This window comes from Leifsonia sp. L25 (assembly GCF_050632895.1).
The window spans coordinates 499,577-514,994 of sequence record NZ_JBODRZ010000003.1 but is presented as its reverse complement, the minus strand read 5'-3'; the positions used below and the strand labels follow the sequence as shown (position 1 = coordinate 514,994).

The following is a 15,418-nucleotide window of genomic DNA, read 5'->3' as shown; positions in this document are numbered from 1 at the left end:
AATGGGCCGTTGCGGCGCGCAACCGCATTGGGCCTGCGACGCGGATCAGCGGCTGAGCGCCCCCACCAATCCCGCGAGCCCGCTGAGCTCGATCACGCCCACCTCGGCGGCCTCCGCCGCGTCGTCGGCCGTCGGCACGTCGCCGCGCCGGTTCAGCCACACGCCGGTCAGTCCGGCCCGCGCTGCGCCGATCGCGTCGGTGTGCAGGCGGTCGCCGACGTACGCCGCCTCGGAAGGCCGCACCCCGAACACCGAGCACGCGTGCTCGAAGATGCGCGGGTCCGGCTTCGCGACGCCGACTTCGCCGGACGCGATCAGGTGGTCCATACGGGTGTCGAGCCCGACGGCCTCCACCTTGCGGCCCTGGAAGGCGAGGTCGCCGTTGGTGATGAGCCCGAACCGCACGCCGGGGAACGCTGCCCGCAACGCGTCCAGGCAGGGGAGCGCGTCGTCGTGCAGCGACCAGGCGGCGACGTAGTGCTCGAAGTAGTCCGCGAACCAGGCGCTCGCCTCGGCGTCGCTCAGCTCGACGCCGTGCCGGGCGGCGAAGTCGCGGGCGCGCGCCTGACGTTGGCCCTCGAAGCCGAGTCGGCCGGCGAGATAGGAGTGGTAGTGCTCCTCCTCCAGGTCGTGCCAGAGCGCGGTCAGGTCGACGGCCTCCATCGTCCCGTACGGCTCGCCGAGGCGGCCGGCGTACTGCTGGATGCCCGTCGACACCGCCGCGCGATGCGCGAACAGCGTGTCGTCGAGGTCGAAGAGCACCACGCGCGGGCCGGTCACAGCGGCGCCTGCGCGGAGGTGAACGCCGGCCAGCCGGCCGCCGGCCAACCGTCCGCCGGCCGCCGCGGGTCGCCGGGCAGGAGCGCAGCCTGCCATTCGTCGCGCCGGACTCCGCGGTGCGGGGCGCCCAGCCGCGCGACACCTTCCCACTGGAAGCCGGCCCGGCGGGCGACGGCGGCGCTCGCGACGTTGCCTGCGTACGCGTGCCACACGACCCGCTGGAGGCCCAGCCCCGGGGGCCCGTCGAACGCGTAGTCGAGCACCAGGTCGACCGCGGCGGCCATCCAGCCGCGCCCGCGGGCCTCCGTGGACAGCCAGTAGCCGATCTCGCCCTCGCCGTCGTGGAGGTGGTGCAGTCCGATCATGCCGTGCAGGAGGCGCGTCTCCGCGTCGCGGAGCGCCCAGGTGCACTCCCGCCCGCTCGCCCAGCCGTCCGGGACGGTCCCGGTCACGAACCGCTCCGCGTCCGCGCGCTCGTAGGGCGACGGCACGGTGGTCCACGCGGCGACCTCCGGATCGCGGCAGAACTCCGCGATCCGGTCGATGTCGGCCTCCGTCGGCGCCGACAGGACGACAGCGCCGCCCGCCAGCTCCACCGGGGCCGGAGGCATCAGTGCGCCCGCCGCAGCAGGCCGATCGCGTTGAAGGCCTGGGCGAGCGTCCGCTCGGCCACTTCGCTCGCCCGCTCCGCATTGCCCGCGAGGATGCGGTCGAGTTCGGCCGGGTCGGAGAGCAGGTCGAGGGCGCGTTCGCGGACGGGGCCGAACGTCTCCACGACGACCTCCACGAGCCCCTTCTTGAAGTCGCCGTAGCCCTTGCCGTCGTACTCCAGCTCGATGTCGGCGACCGCCCGGCCGCTGAGCGCCGAGTAGATGCTGAGCAGGTTGGAGATCCCCGGCTTGCCCGCGCGGTCGAACGAGACGACGCCGTCGGTGTCGGTGACGGCGCGCATGATCTTCTTGCGCGTCACGTCCGGCTCGTCCAGCATCCAGACGATCCCGGCGCCCGACTCGGCGGACTTGGACATCTTCGACTCCGGGTTCTGGAGGTCGTAGATGCGCGCGCCGTCCTTGAGGATCATCGCCTGCGGCACCACGAACGTCTCACCGAACCGGCTGTTGAACCGCTCCGCGAGGTCGCGCGTCAGCTCGACATGCTGGCGCTGGTCGTCGCCGACCGGCACCACCTCCGCGTCGAACAGCAGGATGTCGGCCGCCATCAGCACCGGATAGGCGAACAGCCCGACCGAGGTCGCGTCGGCGCCCTGCTTGGCAGCCTTGTCTTTGAACTGCGTCATCCGGGCGGCCTCGCCGTACCCGGTGATCGTGTTCAGCAGCCAGGCGAGCTGCGCGTGCGCGGGCACGTGCGACTGCACGTAGAGCGTGGAGGCGGACGGGTCGATGCCCGCGGCGATGTACTGCGCCGCCGTGCGCCGGGTCTTCTCGCGGAGCTCCGCCGGGTCCTGCGCGACGGTGATCGCGTGCAGGTCGACCACGGAGAAGAAGGCGTCGTGGGTGCTCTGCAGCTCTTTCCACTGCAGGAGGGCGCCGACGTAGTTGCCGAGGTGGAGGGAGTCCGCCGACGGCTGCATGCCGGAGTACAGGCGGGGAGTGTGCTCATGTCACTGCTTTCGGTCGAGAGGGTGCGGATGCTAGAGGGCGTAGTCGACGACCACAGGGGTGTGGTCCGACCATCGCTCGTCGTAGGCGGCCGCACGGTCCACCGCGTAGTTCTTCACCGTCGCCGCCAGCGCGGGGAGGCGAGCTGGTAGTCGATCCGCCAGCCGGTGTCGTTGTCGAAGGCCTGCCCGCGCCACGACCACCAGGTGTACGGTCCGTCGACCTCGCCTGCCGCCTTGCGGCCGACGTCGACCCAGCCGAGCCCGGCGCCGTCGTTGTAGCGCGGGTCGTCCTCCGCGCCGAGGAAGCGGTCGAAGTAGGCGCGCTCCTCGGGGAGGAAGCCCGCCTTCTTGACGTTGCCCTTCCAGTTGCGGATGTCGAGCTTCCGGTGACCCACGTTGAGGTCGCCCATGACCACGGCGTACTCGCTGTGCTTCACGAGCTGGGGGAGACGGGCCTCCATCGCGTCGAGGAAGGCGTATTTGGCGTCCTGCTTCTCGGTGCCGGCCTCGCCGGAGTGGACGTAGGCGCTGACCACGGTGACGACGGTGCCGCCGACCTCGTAGTCGGCCTCCAGCCAGCGGCCCGCGCTGTCGAAGTCGGGCGCGCCGAGCTCGACGCGGTGGATCTCGGCGCGCGGATGGCGGCTCGCGATCGCGACGCCCGCGCGGCCCTTGGCGGTGGCGGGGTCGTGCACGATGTCCCACTCGTCGCCGAGGAGACCCTGCAGGTCTTCGCTGGCGGCGCGCACCTCCTGCAGCGCGAGGATGTCGACGTCCCTGCTGTCGAGCCAGGCGCCCATGCCCTTGCGGTAGGCGGCCCGGATGCCGTTGACGTTGACCGTCGCGATGCGCAGGGGTTTCGAGGGCATGCCTCCAGCCTACCGGCGGGCGCCGACGCCGCTGTCGTCGAGCAGGTCGTTGAGCCGGTGCTCGGCCTTCTCGACCCGGCGCTGCGCGCTCAGCCGGGCCAGGAACCTCGACCCGGCCAGCTCGTCCCTCGCGTTCTGCAACTCGGCCTTCGCTACAAGCACCCGCGCCTCGTACTCCGCCGCCGCGCGCTCGGCCGCCGCCTGCTCCGGGGTGATCATGCGCGGCGAGATGCCGCTGTCGAACATCCCGACCGCGATCCAGGAGGCCGACAGCAGGATGACCCGCGAGACCAGGTTGAACCAGATCAGCAGACCGACGAACACGGCGAACGTCGCCAACAGCGGATTCTTCGTCGCTCCCGTCAACAGCAGGCCGCCGAGCGCGCTCAGCCCGGCCAGCACGCAGGCGCCCAGGAGCACCCCGAAGAAGAGGTTGCGCCACGGGATGGCGACCCGCGCCATCACCCGGAACATCGCGCCGAGCGTGAAGATGTTGAGGACCACGGAGATGAGCAGGCCGGAGAACCGGGTGAGCGCGTCCGACCAGAACGTGTCCGAACTGAGCCCGACGAGATGGATCAAGAAGGTCACGGCCTGCGTGCTGATGATGGAGATGAGCGCGGAGAACATCAGGACCAGCCCGAACCCGAGCGCCAGGAACAGGTCGCGGATCTTCTGCAGCACGTAGTTCGTGGTGTCGCGGCTCAGCCCGAACACCGCGCGCACGGCCTGGCGGGTGTAGTACAGCCAGCCGATCGCGGTCCAGAGAAGGCTGATCGCCGCGACGATGCCCGACCAGCCGAACGCCGTCGCGGACTCGAGCTGCTCGGAGTTGATGATGCCGGTCGTCGTGTCCGTCGAGATGAGGCCGGGGATCGCCCGGTTGATGATCTCGACCAGGGACTCGTAGATGTCCTGGTTGCCGCTGAGCCAGACCCCGGTGGCGGAGAAGCCCAGCCAGACCGCCGCGAAGACGGCGAAGAGCGACTGGAACCCCATCCCGGCGGCCCGCAGGTTGCCGTCGGAGTGCGAGAAGTTGATGTAGACCCGGTACGGCCGCAGTGCCTGCACCCACTTCGCCCACCGGGACACCCGCGCGACCGGCTTCTCCAGCCGCTCCTTCAGGGGCTCCGTGGCGTCGAGGATGCGCTCCTTCAGCGTCTCCTCCGGCTCGACCGTGCCCTCGGCGCGCTGCAGGGCCGGATCGGGCTGCGCCGTCACCGTTCCCTCCCCGTGTCGCGACTTCCTGGCCACGCCGCAAGGATAGCGAGTCCGCGGCGGCCGCTGCGGTGCGAACCAAGCACGGACACTTCTTTGCTCCAGGTGCTAGATTGTGCAGGATACATTTCAGTTATGGTCCGAAAGGCTTCTGACGTAGTGAACGGCATTACCCCCCCCCCCCGCATCGCCTGGTGTAAGTAGGCGCACACTTGCCAAGACGGCGGCCTGGGCCGCCCCGGCCATCGCCTTGGCCGCCGCCTCGCCGGCCCACGCGGCGTCCGACCCCGTCCGCGGCACGATCGGATTCGGCAACGGGGCGTACGCCGTGCCGACGGGCGCGGAGATGGAGATCACGGGCTGGCTGGCCCCCATCTCGGGCTCGTTTCCCGCTGACATCAAGCTCGTCGCGTCCTTCGGCCTCGACGACTCCGGGTTCACGGTCACGTCGGGCCCGGTCGTCCTCGCGGACAGCCGCACGTTCAGGATGACCATCCTGGCGCCGAAGGTCACGACGGAGCGGAGCGTCACCCTCAGCGTCGAAAGCACGTCGCATCTCGGCTACACCGGGGCGACGACCACCCTCACCGTTCTCGAGCCGGGATTCCTCGAGGCCGGCTACGGCATGGTCCCGATCGCCACGCAGTGGCGGCGGAGTGCGCGCACGGACCTCGACGACACGGTTCGCTGGTTCGAGCCGATGGCCGTCGCCTCGGGCGCCGCCCTCCCGGTGCCCAAAGCGAACATCGACCAGCCTTGGCTCGACCTGCGGTTCCACCTCTATCCGTCGCCCTCGGCCAACTACAACAACTTCAACAACGACACCTTCGCCGCCGCTGTCCGCACGGGAGGCTTCCCGCCGCCGTGGACGGACCTGGACACCTCCACCGAGGTCACGATCGACCGTTACGAGGTGAACGGCGTGCCTCAGGACGCGAGCGCGGCCCTCACCACCGTGCTCGGCTCGTCGTCGGTCAGAGGTGACGGCACCCTCGCCGGCCGGGCGACGGTCAGCGCCTGCGGGTACATGCCGAGTGTCGATGCGAGGGGCAGTGAATTCCAGTACACCCAGACGAAGACGGTGTATGCCACCGTCCCGTCCGGCTTCCCCACGGGCTCGGTCGCCGAAGCCAGGATCGTGACCTCGATCATCCGAAAGGACGGCGCCGCGTCGAAGATCGGCTTCGTCGTGCGTTACACGTACTGAGGATCCTTCCGGCGGAGGCGCCCCTGGGCGCGGGGCGCCTCCACCGCATGCCCGCTCACCTCAAAGTTTGCCTGACGATGTGCAATTGAGCACGGTTAGCCAGTAAGATTAGCGTGAAACATTTCAGCATGCCCAAGAAAGGCTTCTTCTCGTGAACGACACACCCGACTCCGAGGCGCCACGCCTCGTCTCCCGACGCACGGTCGCCAAGACGGCCGCCTGGGCCGCACCGGCCATCGCCCTCGCCGCCGCATCGCCGGCCCACGCCGCCTCGGCCGCCACCTCGACCGGCGTGATCTACATCCCCCAGAGGATCTACTTCGTACAAGAGGGCAGCGCCTTCCCCATCGAGGGCACCCTGACTCCGGCCGAGGGCGGCACCCTGCCCGCCAACTTCCGGCTCCAGGTGGAGGGCGCCGACGGCTTCCGAGTGCTGACCGAGCCCGCCATCGTCTACACCGACAACGGAATCACCTTCTCCTTCTTTGTGTCCGCGCTCAGGACCGGCGCCGCTGAGGGCGTGCTGACGGTCTCGAGCAATTACCCCGCCACGTCGTGGGCGCCGGACGCGACGACACTGAGGAAGAATCAGGCTCCGCCGCTGCCGGAGGGCAGCCCGAGGATCTTCTTCTCGTGGGAGGACCAGTACTACACCGTCGCGGCCAAGAACGATGGCTTCACCGGTTTCCACACCGTTACCGGACAGATCCGCGTGCCCGAGGGAACCAAGCTTCCGGCGGACATGAAGGTGAAAGCCCAGACTGCGACCGATCGCTGGAACGTCGTCGGCGCCGGAGATGACGGAGTGGTGCTCGACGTCACTCCGGAGGGCATCTTCTCGTTCGACGTCGTCCAGCGCTACGACAACAGCCACTTCGGGTTCTTCGAGGTCGTCTGGATGTCGCCCCAGATCCCTCAAAGCGCCAGGTGCATCGTGGGCGACTGGACGAAGCCGAAGCCTGACGACTGGAACGCCATCAAGCCCGAGGGCTGGGACGACCTCTGGGGCTGACCCCGTCGTAGCCCGACACGCGCGGAGGCGCCCCTGAGAGATCGGGGGCGCCTCCGCCTGTTCGTGCGGTCGCGCTCTGCGGTTCGCTGACGCCCCACGAACGACGAAGGCGCCCCCGGCCTCCCGGGGGCGCCTTCGTCGTCGGAGCGGATCGCTCTGCCGGTTGCGGCCGGCGTCAGACCTTGCCGCGCATGATGGCCTGCTTGACCTCCGCGATGGCCTGCGTCACCTGGATGCCACGGGGGCACGCGTCGGTGCAGTTGAAGGTCGTGCGGCAGCGCCAGACGCCTTCCTTGTCGTTGAGGATGTCGAGGCGCACCTGCGCGTTGTCGTCGCGCGAGTCGAAGATGAAGCGGTGCGCGTTGACGATCGCGGCCGGGCCGAAGTACTGGCCGTCGGTCCAGAACACCGGGCAGGACGACGTGCACGCGGCGCAGAGGATGCACTTGGTGGTGTCGTCGAAGCGCGCGCGGTCGGCGACCGACTGGATGCGCTCCTTGTCCTTCGGGGGAGTGCTGTTCGCGACGAGGAACGGCTGCACCTCGCGGTAGGAGGCGAAGAACGGCTCCATGTCGACGATGAGGTCCTTCTCCAGCGGCAGGCCCTTGATAGCCTCGACGTAGATCGGCTTGGAGATGTCCAGGTCCTTGATCAGCGTCTTGCAGGCGAGCCGGTTGCGGCCGTTGATGCGCATCGCGTCGGACCCGCAGATGCCGTGGGCGCACGAGCGGCGGAAGGTCAGCGAGCCGTCCTGCTCCCACTTGATCTTGTGCAGCGCGTCCAGGATGCGGTCGGTCGGGAACATCTCGACGTCGAAGTCCTGCCAGCGCGGCTCGGTGTCCACGTCCGGGTCGAACCGGCGGATGATGAGCGTCACGGTGAACGACTGGACCGGGGCCTCCGGGGCCGGGGGAGTCTCGAGCACGGCGCTGGACATCAGTACTTCCTCTCCATCGGCTGGTAGCGGGTCACGACGACGGGCTTCCAGTCGAGTGTGATGTGGTCTGCCGCGTCGGCGGAGTGCGGGTCGCCGGTGAGGTAGGCCATCGTGTGCTTCATGTAGTTCTCGTCGTCGCGCTTCGGGAAGTCGTCGCGCATGTGGCCGCCGCGGGACTCTTTGCGGTTGCGGGCGGAGAAAACGACGACCTCGGCGAGATCGAGCAGGAAGCCCAGCTCGACGGCCTCCAGGAGGTCGGTGTTGAAGCGCTTGCCCTTGTCCTGCACCACGATGTTCTTGTAGCGCTCGCGGAGGCGGTGGATGGTGCCGGTGACCTGCTCCAGCGACTCGTCGGTGCGGAACACCTGCGCGTTCCGGTCCATCTCGTCCTGCAGCTCCTTGCGGATGGCCGCGATGCGCTCGGTGCCGGTCCCGTTGCGGAGCCCGTCGATCATCTCGCGGACGGCCTTGGCCGGGTCAGCCGGCAGCGGCACGGCGGTCGCGGTCTTGACGTACTCCACCGCGTTGTTGCCGGCGCGCTTGCCGAACACGTTGATGTCGAGCAGCGAGTTGGTGCCGAGACGGTTGGAGCCGTGCACGGACACGCAGGCGCACTCGCCGGCGGCGTAGAGGCCGGGGACGACGGTGGTGTTGTCGCGCAGCACTTCGGCGTTGTTGTTGGTCGGGATGCCGCCCATCGCGTAGTGCGCGGTCGGCATGACCGGCACCGGCTCCACGACCGGGTCGACGCCCAGGTAGGTGCGGGCGAACTCGGTGATGTCGGGGAGCTTGGTCTCCAGGACCTCCGCGCCCAGGTGGGTGCAGTCGAGGAGGACGTAGTCCTTGTGCGGGCCGGCGCCGCGGCCCTCCGCGACCTCCTGGACCATGCAGCGGGCGACGATGTCGCGCGGCGCGAGGTCTTTGATGGTCGGGGCGTAGCGCTCCATGAACCGCTCGCCGGACGCGTTCCGGAGGATCGCGCCCTCGCCGCGGGCGCCCTCGGTGAGGAGGATGCCCAGGCCCGCGAGGCCGGTCGGGTGGAACTGGAAGAACTCCATGTCCTCCAGCGGGAGCTTCTTGCGCCAGATGATGCCGACGCCGTCACCGGTGAGGGTGTGCGCGTTGGAGGTCGTTTTGTAGATCTTGCCGAAGCCGCCGGTCGCGAAGACGATCGCCTTGGAGTGGAAGACGTGGAGCTCGCCGGTGGCCAGCTCGTACGCGACGACGCCCGCAGGCTGGTCGACGCCGTCGACCTCGTTCATGATCACGTCGAGGACGTAGAACTCGTTGAAGAAGTTGATGCCGAGCTTGACGCAGTTCTGGAACAGAGTCTGCAGGATCATGTGCCCGGTGCGGTCGGCCGCGTAGCAGGCCCGGCGGACCGGAGCCTTGCCGTGGTCGCGGGTGTGGCCGCCGAAGCGCCGCTGGTCGATCTTGCCCTCGGGCGTGCGGTTGAACGGCAGGCCCATGTTCTCGAGGTCGATGACCGCGTCGATGGCCTCCTTGGCGAGGATCTCCGCCGCGTCCTGGTCGACCAGGTAGTCGCCGCCCTTGACGGTGTCGAAGGTGTGCCACTCCCAGCTGTCCTCCTCCACGTTGGCGAGCGCCGCGGCCATGCCGCCCTGCGCCGCGCCGGTGTGGGAGCGGGTGGGGTAGAGCTTCGAGATCACCGCGGTCTTCGCGTGCGGGCCGGCCTCGATCGCGGCGCGCATGCCGGCGCCGCCTGCGCCGACGATGACGATGTCGAACTCGTGGTAGTGGACGCCGTCGATGACGGTGGATTCGGTGGTTTCAGTTGTCACAGCGTTTGTTTTCCGTCAATCAGTCACTTGGCCGGGCAGAACGAAGGCAGGTCGGCCGCGTGGGCTCCCGCCGGGCACGGGTCGAAGGTGAAGATCACCAGCGTGCCGAGCACGATCAGAACGACGACAGCCGCGAGGACCGCCCACTTGAGGATGCGGTTGACCATCACGTTGTGCGCGTAGTCGTTGATCAGGGTGCGCATGCCGTTGCCGCCGTGGATGAGGGCGAGCCACAGCATGAGGAGGTCCCAGACCTGCCAGAACGGGGTGGCGTACTTGCCCGCGACGAACGCGAAGTCGATCTGCTTGACGCCGTCGCCGAGGACGAGGTTGATCAGCAGGTGGCCGAAGATGAGGATCACCAGCAGGAGGCCGGAGAGCCGCATGTAGATCCAGCCCCACTTCTCCCAGTTGACGCCCTTGCGGGCCGGGCGGGCCGGCGTGCGCGGAGCCTCGATGGTCGTCACGTCAGTTCACCTCCGAGAAGATGTGGATGAGCTGGGTCGGCACGAAGCCGGCCATGAGGATCACCCAGAGCACGATCACGATCCAGAACATGACCTTCTGGTACTTGACGCCCTTGCTCCAGAAGTCGATCAGGATGATCCGGATGCCGTTGAAGGCGTGGAAGATGATCGCTGCGACGAGCGCCATCTCACCGAACCCCATGATCGGGTTCTTGTAGGTGCCGATCACCGCGTTGTACGCCTCCGGGCTGACCCGGATGAGCGAGGTGTCGAGGATGTGGACGAGAAGGAAGAAGAAGATGGCGACGCCGGTGATGCGGTGAAGCACCCACGACCACATGCCCTCACGGCCGCGGTACAGCGTGCCGCCCGGCCTCGACTTCGTCGGTTGCAGGGTCCCTGCCGCTTGGTCTGGCACGAACAACCCTCCCTGGTTGCGATCGCTGAAAGAACGCGCACGAAGCGCGGGCCAAGTCTATGCCGCGGGGCCGCTCCGCGCTGCTTAGGGTGCCCTTGGTTATCTCGACGTCGAGATAAATGGGGGATCGGCGCTGAGGCGCTGCGGCTCAGAGCACGTCGGTCGAGCCGGTGACTTTCAGCGCGTCCACCACCGACTTCACCCGCTGAGCGTTGTCGGTCGTCGTGACCAGCAGCGCGTCGGGCGTGTCGACGATCACGATGTCCTTCACGCCGATCAGGCTGATGACCCGCTTGGTCTGGCTGACGACGATGCCGCTGGAGGCGTCGGCGAGCACCCGGGCGTTCTCGCCGAGGATGGCCAGGTCCGTGGTGCGCCCGCCGGAGTTCAGCTTGGAGAGCGAGGCGAAGTCGCCCACGTCGTCCCAGTCGAAGTAGCCGGGGATGACAGCGAGTCTCCCCGCGGCCGCCGCGGGCTCGGCCACCGAGTAGTCGATCGCGATCTTCTCCAGGCTCGGCCAGATCCGGTCGACCGCGGGGCCGCGGGTGGCCGGGTCGTCCCAGGCCTCCGCGAGCTCGAGCAGCCCGGCCAAGAGCTCGGGCTTGTTTCGGCCGATCTCCTCCAGGAGCAGGTCGGCGCGTGCGATGAACATGCCCGCGTTCCACAGGTAGGAACCGCTGTCGAGGTAGCTCTCGGCGGTCGGCAGGTCCGGCTTCTCCACGAACGCCCGGACCGCGAGCGCGCTCGGGGCGCCGGTCACCGTCAGCTCGCCGCCGCAGCGGATGTAGCCGAACCCGACGGCGGGCTCGGTCGGCTTGATCCCGATGGTGGTGATGTAGCCGGCGTCGGCGGCGGCGACGGCCTCTTTCACGGTGGACGCGAACAGCCGCGTGTTGCGGATGACGTGATCGGCGGCGAACGACCCGATGATGACGCCGGGCTCGCGCCGCTGCAGGATGGCCGCGGCCAGCCCGATCGCGGCGGTGGAGTCGCGCGGCTCGGACTCGAGCACCACGTTGGCGTCGGCCAGCGCCGGAAGCTGCGCCTCGACGGCGGCCCGGTGGGCGCGGCCGGTGACGACCATGATCCGCTGCTCCCCGGAGATGGGGGCCAGCCGGTCCCAGGTGTTCCGCAGCAGCGTCTGCCCCGACCCGGTCAGGTCGTGCAGGAACTTGGGGGCGTCCGCCCGCGACAGCGGCCACAGCCGGGAGCCGATCCCGCCCGCCGGGATGATGCTGTAGAACCGGTCGAGCGCGCCAGGAGAAGTCATGACGAAAGGATACCGAGCGGTGCTGGTCACCTCCCGTTCACAGCAGGGACACACCCCGACGAGACACTGAGGTCATGCGCGTCGCCGTCGTCAGCGAGAGCTTCCTCCCCACTGTGAACGGGGTGACCACCAGCGTCCTCCGGGTGCTCGATCATCTGGCCGCGGAGGGCCACGAAGCGATCGTGATCTGTCCGGAGGCGGGGGCGCCGGAGGAGTATGCGGGGTACCGCATCCACCAGGTGCCCTCCATCGCGTACCGGCAGTTCCCGGTGGGGCTGCCGAGCCCGCAGGTGCAGCGGATCCTCGCCAGGTTCGAGCCCGACGTGCTGCATGCCGCCTCTCCCTTCTTTCTGGGCGCGCAGGCCATCGCCGCCGCCAACCGGGTCGGCGTGCCCTCCGTCGCCGTCTACCAGACCGACGTCGCCGGGTTCGCCCGCCGCAACGGGCTCGGGATGACCGCCGCCATCGCCTGGAAGTACGTGCGCTGGGTTCATGAGGGCGCCGATGTGACCCTCGTTCCCTCGTCGGCCAGCGAGTACGACCTCCGGGAGGCCGGGGTCCGCCGCCTCGCCCGCTGGGGACGCGGCGTCGACCTGGAGCGGTACCACCCCAACAACCGGCGCACCGCCGCGGCGGCCGCCCTCCGCGAGCGGCTCTCGCCCGACGGCGAGGTCGTCGTCGGCTACGTCGGCCGGATCGCGCCGGAGAAGCAGGTCGAGCGGTTGCGCGTCCTGCGCGGGCTGCCGAGGGTCTCGGTCGCGATCGTCGGGGACGGGCCGGCTCGCGAGGCCGTCGAGCGGGAGCTGCACGGCGTCCCGACCACCTGGCTCGGCCGGCTCGGGGGAGCCGACCTCGCCGCGGCCTACGCGGGCTTCGACGTGTTCGTGCACACCGGGTCCGAGGAGACGTTCGGGCAGACGGTCCAGGAGGCGCACGCCTCCGGCCTCCCGGTGATCGCCCCGCGCGCGGGCGGACCCATCGACCTCGTCGAGCACGGCGTCGACGGGCTCCTCTTCCCTCCGGCCGACGACCGCGGGCTGCGCGCCGCCGTCTCCATGCTCGCCGCCGACGCGCCGCTGCGCCTGCGGATGGGGAGGCCGGACGCCGTCGCGTGCTCGGCCGAGGCTGGGACGTCCTCTGCGCCGAGCTCGTCGGGCACTATGAGCAGGTCATCCTCGACTCCTGCACAGACGTCCGCCGCGGCGGGGTCCAGCGCACCGGCACGCTGCGCGCGTACAGTTAGGTGGCGCTGCCGCCCGGGTCGCCGGGCGTTGCGGGCCACCTCGATCTTCCGCGCACCAGGAGGTGAACCTTGGCGAACCTGAACCGACGCGGCATCCCGATGCCCTTCGTGTCCCGAGCCCGGCGGGTCGATCCTCCCAGTTCGCCTGAGCCCGTCCTCACCGAGCCGCAGCGCGCCGCCCGTTCCAGCATGGTGGACAGCGCGATCTACGCCGACGGCGTGCGCGTCGCCTCCCCGCACACCCTGGCCGAGACCTACCGCGCGCTGGACGACACCCCGGGCGGCGTCGCCTGGATCGGGCTCTACCGCCCGACCGAGCAGGAGCTCATGTCGCTGGCGGAGGAGTTCAGCCTCCACCCGTTGGCGATCGAGGACGCGATCGTGGCCCATCAGCGGCCCAAGCTGGAACGCTACGACTCCGTGCTGTTCGTGGTGCTGAAAGCGGCCAACTACCTGGACGCGCCGGAAGAGGTCGACTTCGGCGAGCTGCACCTCTTCGTCGGACCGAACTTCGTCATCACGGTGCGCCACAGCGAGTCGCCCGACCTGTCGACGGTGCGGCACCGGATGGAGCGGGAGCGCGAGCTGCTCGCGCTCGGCCCGCAGGCCATCCTCTACGCGATCATCGACGCGGTCGTGGACGCCTACAGCCCGGTCGTCGCGGGGCTCGCCAACGACATCGACGAGATCGAGACGCAGGTGTTCGGCGGCGACGCGCTGGTCTCCCGGCGCATCTACGAACTGTCGCGGGAGGTCATCGACTTCCAGCGGGCCACGCACCCGCTCTCGTCGGTGATGGTCGCCCTGGAACGTGGCTCGGCGAAGTACGGCGTCACCGAGGAGCTGGAGCGGCGCCTGCGCGACGTGGCCGATCACCTCACCCAGGTCAACGAGCGGGTGGACGGCTTCCGCTATCTGCTGCGCGACATCCTGACGGTGAACTCGACGCTCGTCGCCGAGCGCCAGAACGAGGAGATGACCCGGCTGGCGCACTCCACCCACCGGCAGGGCGAGGAGGTCAAGAAGATCTCCTCCTGGGCGGCCATCCTCTTCGCGCCGACCCTGATCGCGGGCATCTACGGGATGAACTTCCACAACATGCCGGAGCTGGCATGGCCGCTCGGCTACCCGCTGGCGGTGCTCGCGATGGTGGGGTTGAGCACGCTGCTGTACGTGGTGTTCAAGAAGCGCGGGTGGATGTAGCGGGCAGTCTGCTCCCTTAAGAGGGCCGACCGTTTCCGGCACAGAGAAGTTTGCTCAAATGAGCAGGTGCCAAACAGCCGCGCATTTGTAACGCTTGCATGAAGAAGCCGGATTCGACCACAGTGCGGTTCGTCATATTCGGTAACGTGCACTGCATATCCTGCCCGCGCGCACCCGAGCGGGCACTGCATCTTGGAGGACAAAACCTTGACAATCACAGCCCGTAAGGCCGCCCTCACCGGCGTTGTCGCAGCCGGCGTCGTCGCGCTGCTCGCAGCCTGCGGTTCGGCGCCCAGCTCGACCAGCACCGCCGCGAACTCGAAGTACCTGCCCTGCATCGTCTCCGACCAGGGCGGCTTCAACGACCGCTCGTTCAACCAGCTCGGTCTGGAGGGCGTCCAGGAGGCCGCCAAGAAGATCGGCAGCAGCTACAAGCAGGTCCAGTCGAAGAGCGCCAACGACTACCTTCCGAACATCAAGAGCCTGATCCAGCAGGGCTGCAACATCATCGTCGCCTCCGGCTTCAACCTCGTCGCGCCCGTCAAGCAGGCCTCCGCGGAGAACCCGAAGGTCAACTTCGTGATGGTCGACGACAACAGCATCAAGGCCGCCAACGTGAAGCCCGTGGTGTTCAACACCGACGAGGCCGGCTTCCTGGCGGGCTACGCCTCGGCGAGCTACTCGAAGACCGGCGTGATCGGAACCTACGGCGGCCAGAAGCTGCCGTCGGTCACCATCTTCATGGACGGCATCTCGGACGGCGTGAAGTACTACAACCAGCAGAAGGGCGCCACCAAGAAGGTCATCGGCTGGGACGTCGCATCGCAGGACGGCCAGTTCGTCAACAGCTTCGTCGACCTGAACACGTCCAAGACGATCGCGCAGACCATGCTCGGCCAGAACGCCGACGTGCTCGCCCCGATCGGCGGCCCGATCTACCAGGGCGCCGCCTCGGCGATCAAGGACGGCGGCAAGAACGTCGCCCTGATCGGTAACGACGCCGACGTCTTCCTGACCGACCAGAACGGCTACAACAGCCTGTTCCTCACCTCGATCATGAAGAACATCAAGCCGACCGTCTCGACGATCGTGCAGCAGGCCGCCTCCGGCAGCAAGTTCGACAACTCGCAGTACGTCGGCACGCTGAAGAACAACGGCGTCGGCATCGCCCCGTTCCACGACTTCGCCTCGAAGGTCGACTCCGGCCTGCAGGGCGAGCTCGACAAGATCAAGGCCGGCATCATCGACGGTTCGATCAAGGTCGAGTCGCCGTCGGCGTTCTCGGAGTAAATCCCAGCGACACCCGGGAGGCCGGCCTCGTGCCGGCCTCCCCACCTCGTCCGCCCCGGCCGACGCAAGCCCGACACCCCA

13 protein-coding genes and 2 pseudogenes are annotated in these 15,418 nt (G+C 68.8%); 5 read left to right on the top strand and 10 right to left on the bottom strand.

Annotation, left to right across the window (positions count from 1 at the left end; genetic code table 11):
* Positions 1 to 45: 45 nt before the first annotated feature.
* The 5 genes and pseudogenes from ACRAWC_RS06415 to ACRAWC_RS06395 all read right to left on the bottom strand — a co-directional run bounded on the left by ACRAWC_RS06415 (position 46) and on the right by ACRAWC_RS06395 (position 4,491).
* Positions 46 to 780 carry an HAD family hydrolase gene (locus ACRAWC_RS06415; RefSeq protein WP_431346998.1) on the bottom strand — a complete coding sequence of 245 codons (735 nt, stop codon included), beginning with the start codon at positions 778 to 780 and terminating at the stop codon, positions 46 to 48.
* The gene (locus ACRAWC_RS06410; RefSeq protein WP_431346997.1) at positions 777 to 1,391 is read right to left on the bottom strand and encodes a GNAT family N-acetyltransferase; all 615 of its coding nucleotides are present in this window, start codon (positions 1,389 to 1,391) and stop codon (positions 777 to 779) included. The genes ACRAWC_RS06415 and ACRAWC_RS06410 overlap by 4 nt, the downstream gene beginning before the upstream one ends.
* Positions 1,391 to 2,383, bottom strand: coding sequence for a tryptophan--tRNA ligase (gene trpS / locus ACRAWC_RS06405; protein ID WP_431349375.1), 993 nt, complete (start codon positions 2,381 to 2,383; stop codon positions 1,391 to 1,393). The genes ACRAWC_RS06410 and trpS overlap by 1 nt, the downstream gene beginning before the upstream one ends.
* Positions 2,384 to 2,431: 48 nt before the next feature.
* Positions 2,432 to 3,270, bottom strand: a pseudogene (locus ACRAWC_RS06400) (exodeoxyribonuclease III).
* A gap of 9 nt (positions 3,271 to 3,279) precedes the next feature.
* A complete protein-coding gene (locus ACRAWC_RS06395; RefSeq protein ID WP_431346996.1) occupies positions 3,280 to 4,491 on the bottom strand; it encodes a YihY/virulence factor BrkB family protein in 1,212 nt (403 codons plus the stop codon).
* Between the two features lie 247 nt (positions 4,492 to 4,738).
* On the opposite strand from ACRAWC_RS06395, the gene ACRAWC_RS06390 reads away from it, so the two are divergent.
* Both ACRAWC_RS06390 and ACRAWC_RS06385 read left to right on the top strand, forming a co-directional pair.
* A complete protein-coding gene (locus tag ACRAWC_RS06390) occupies positions 4,739 to 5,695 on the top strand; it encodes a hypothetical protein (RefSeq protein ID WP_431346995.1) in 957 nt (318 codons plus the stop codon).
* 151 nt (positions 5,696 to 5,846) lie between these two features.
* Positions 5,847 to 6,707, top strand: a complete 861-nt coding sequence (locus ACRAWC_RS06385) for a hypothetical protein (protein WP_431346994.1) — start codon at positions 5,847 to 5,849, stop codon at positions 6,705 to 6,707.
* A 175-nt stretch (positions 6,708 to 6,882) separates the two neighbouring features.
* Here the strand turns inward: ACRAWC_RS06385 and ACRAWC_RS06380 are convergent, their stop codons facing one another.
* The 5 genes from ACRAWC_RS06380 to ACRAWC_RS06360 all read right to left on the bottom strand — a co-directional run bounded on the left by ACRAWC_RS06380 (position 6,883) and on the right by ACRAWC_RS06360 (position 11,601).
* Positions 6,883 to 7,644, bottom strand: coding sequence for a succinate dehydrogenase iron-sulfur subunit (locus ACRAWC_RS06380; RefSeq protein WP_370056505.1), 762 nt, complete (start codon positions 7,642 to 7,644; stop codon positions 6,883 to 6,885).
* Entirely contained in the window at positions 7,644 to 9,446 is a 1,803-nt protein-coding gene (gene sdhA, locus ACRAWC_RS06375; RefSeq protein ID WP_431346993.1) for a succinate dehydrogenase flavoprotein subunit, read from the bottom strand. Before sdhA ends, ACRAWC_RS06380 begins: the two co-directional genes overlap by 1 nt.
* A 23-nt stretch (positions 9,447 to 9,469) precedes the next feature.
* Positions 9,470 to 9,913, bottom strand: a complete 444-nt coding sequence (locus tag ACRAWC_RS06370; RefSeq protein WP_431346992.1) for a succinate dehydrogenase hydrophobic membrane anchor subunit — start codon at positions 9,911 to 9,913, stop codon at positions 9,470 to 9,472.
* A 1-nt stretch (position 9,914) separates the two neighbouring features.
* Positions 9,915 to 10,331 (bottom strand): succinate dehydrogenase, cytochrome b556 subunit, encoded by a 417-nt coding sequence (sdhC, locus tag ACRAWC_RS06365; protein ID WP_431346991.1) that lies wholly within the window; start codon positions 10,329 to 10,331, stop codon positions 9,915 to 9,917.
* 148 nt (positions 10,332 to 10,479) lie between these two features.
* Positions 10,480 to 11,601 carry a mannose-1-phosphate guanylyltransferase gene (locus ACRAWC_RS06360; protein ID WP_431346990.1) on the bottom strand — a complete coding sequence of 374 codons (1,122 nt, stop codon included), beginning with the start codon at positions 11,599 to 11,601 and terminating at the stop codon, positions 10,480 to 10,482.
* 74 nt (positions 11,602 to 11,675) lie between these two features.
* On the opposite strand from ACRAWC_RS06360, the pseudogene ACRAWC_RS06355 reads away from it, so the two are divergent.
* The 3 genes and pseudogenes from ACRAWC_RS06355 (at position 11,676) to ACRAWC_RS06345 (ending at position 15,337) form a co-directional block, all read left to right on the top strand.
* A pseudogene (locus ACRAWC_RS06355) lies at positions 11,676 to 12,844 on the top strand (glycosyltransferase family 4 protein).
* Between the two features lie 69 nt (positions 12,845 to 12,913).
* Positions 12,914 to 14,047 (top strand): magnesium and cobalt transport protein CorA, encoded by a 1,134-nt coding sequence (locus ACRAWC_RS06350; protein WP_431346989.1) that lies wholly within the window; start codon positions 12,914 to 12,916, stop codon positions 14,045 to 14,047.
* Positions 14,048 to 14,254: 207 nt separating this feature from the next.
* Positions 14,255 to 15,337 carry a BMP family lipoprotein gene (locus tag ACRAWC_RS06345; RefSeq protein ID WP_431346988.1) on the top strand — a complete coding sequence of 361 codons (1,083 nt, stop codon included), beginning with the start codon at positions 14,255 to 14,257 and terminating at the stop codon, positions 15,335 to 15,337.
* Positions 15,338 to 15,418: the final 81 nt, after the last annotated feature.

Bases quoted from the DNA above. Each gene is read 5' to 3' on its own strand.
- ACRAWC_RS06410 (WP_431346997.1), bottom strand. From the start codon at position 1,391: ATGCCTCCGGCCCCGGTGGAGCTGGCGGGCGGCGCTGTCGTCCTGTCG.
- ACRAWC_RS06380 (WP_370056505.1), bottom strand. From the start codon at position 7,644: ATGTCCAGCGCCGTGCTCGAGACTCCCCCGGCCCCGGAGGCCCCGGTC.
- ACRAWC_RS06360 (WP_431346990.1), bottom strand. From the start codon at position 11,601: ATGACTTCTCCTGGCGCGCTCGACCGGTTCTACAGCATCATCCCGGCG.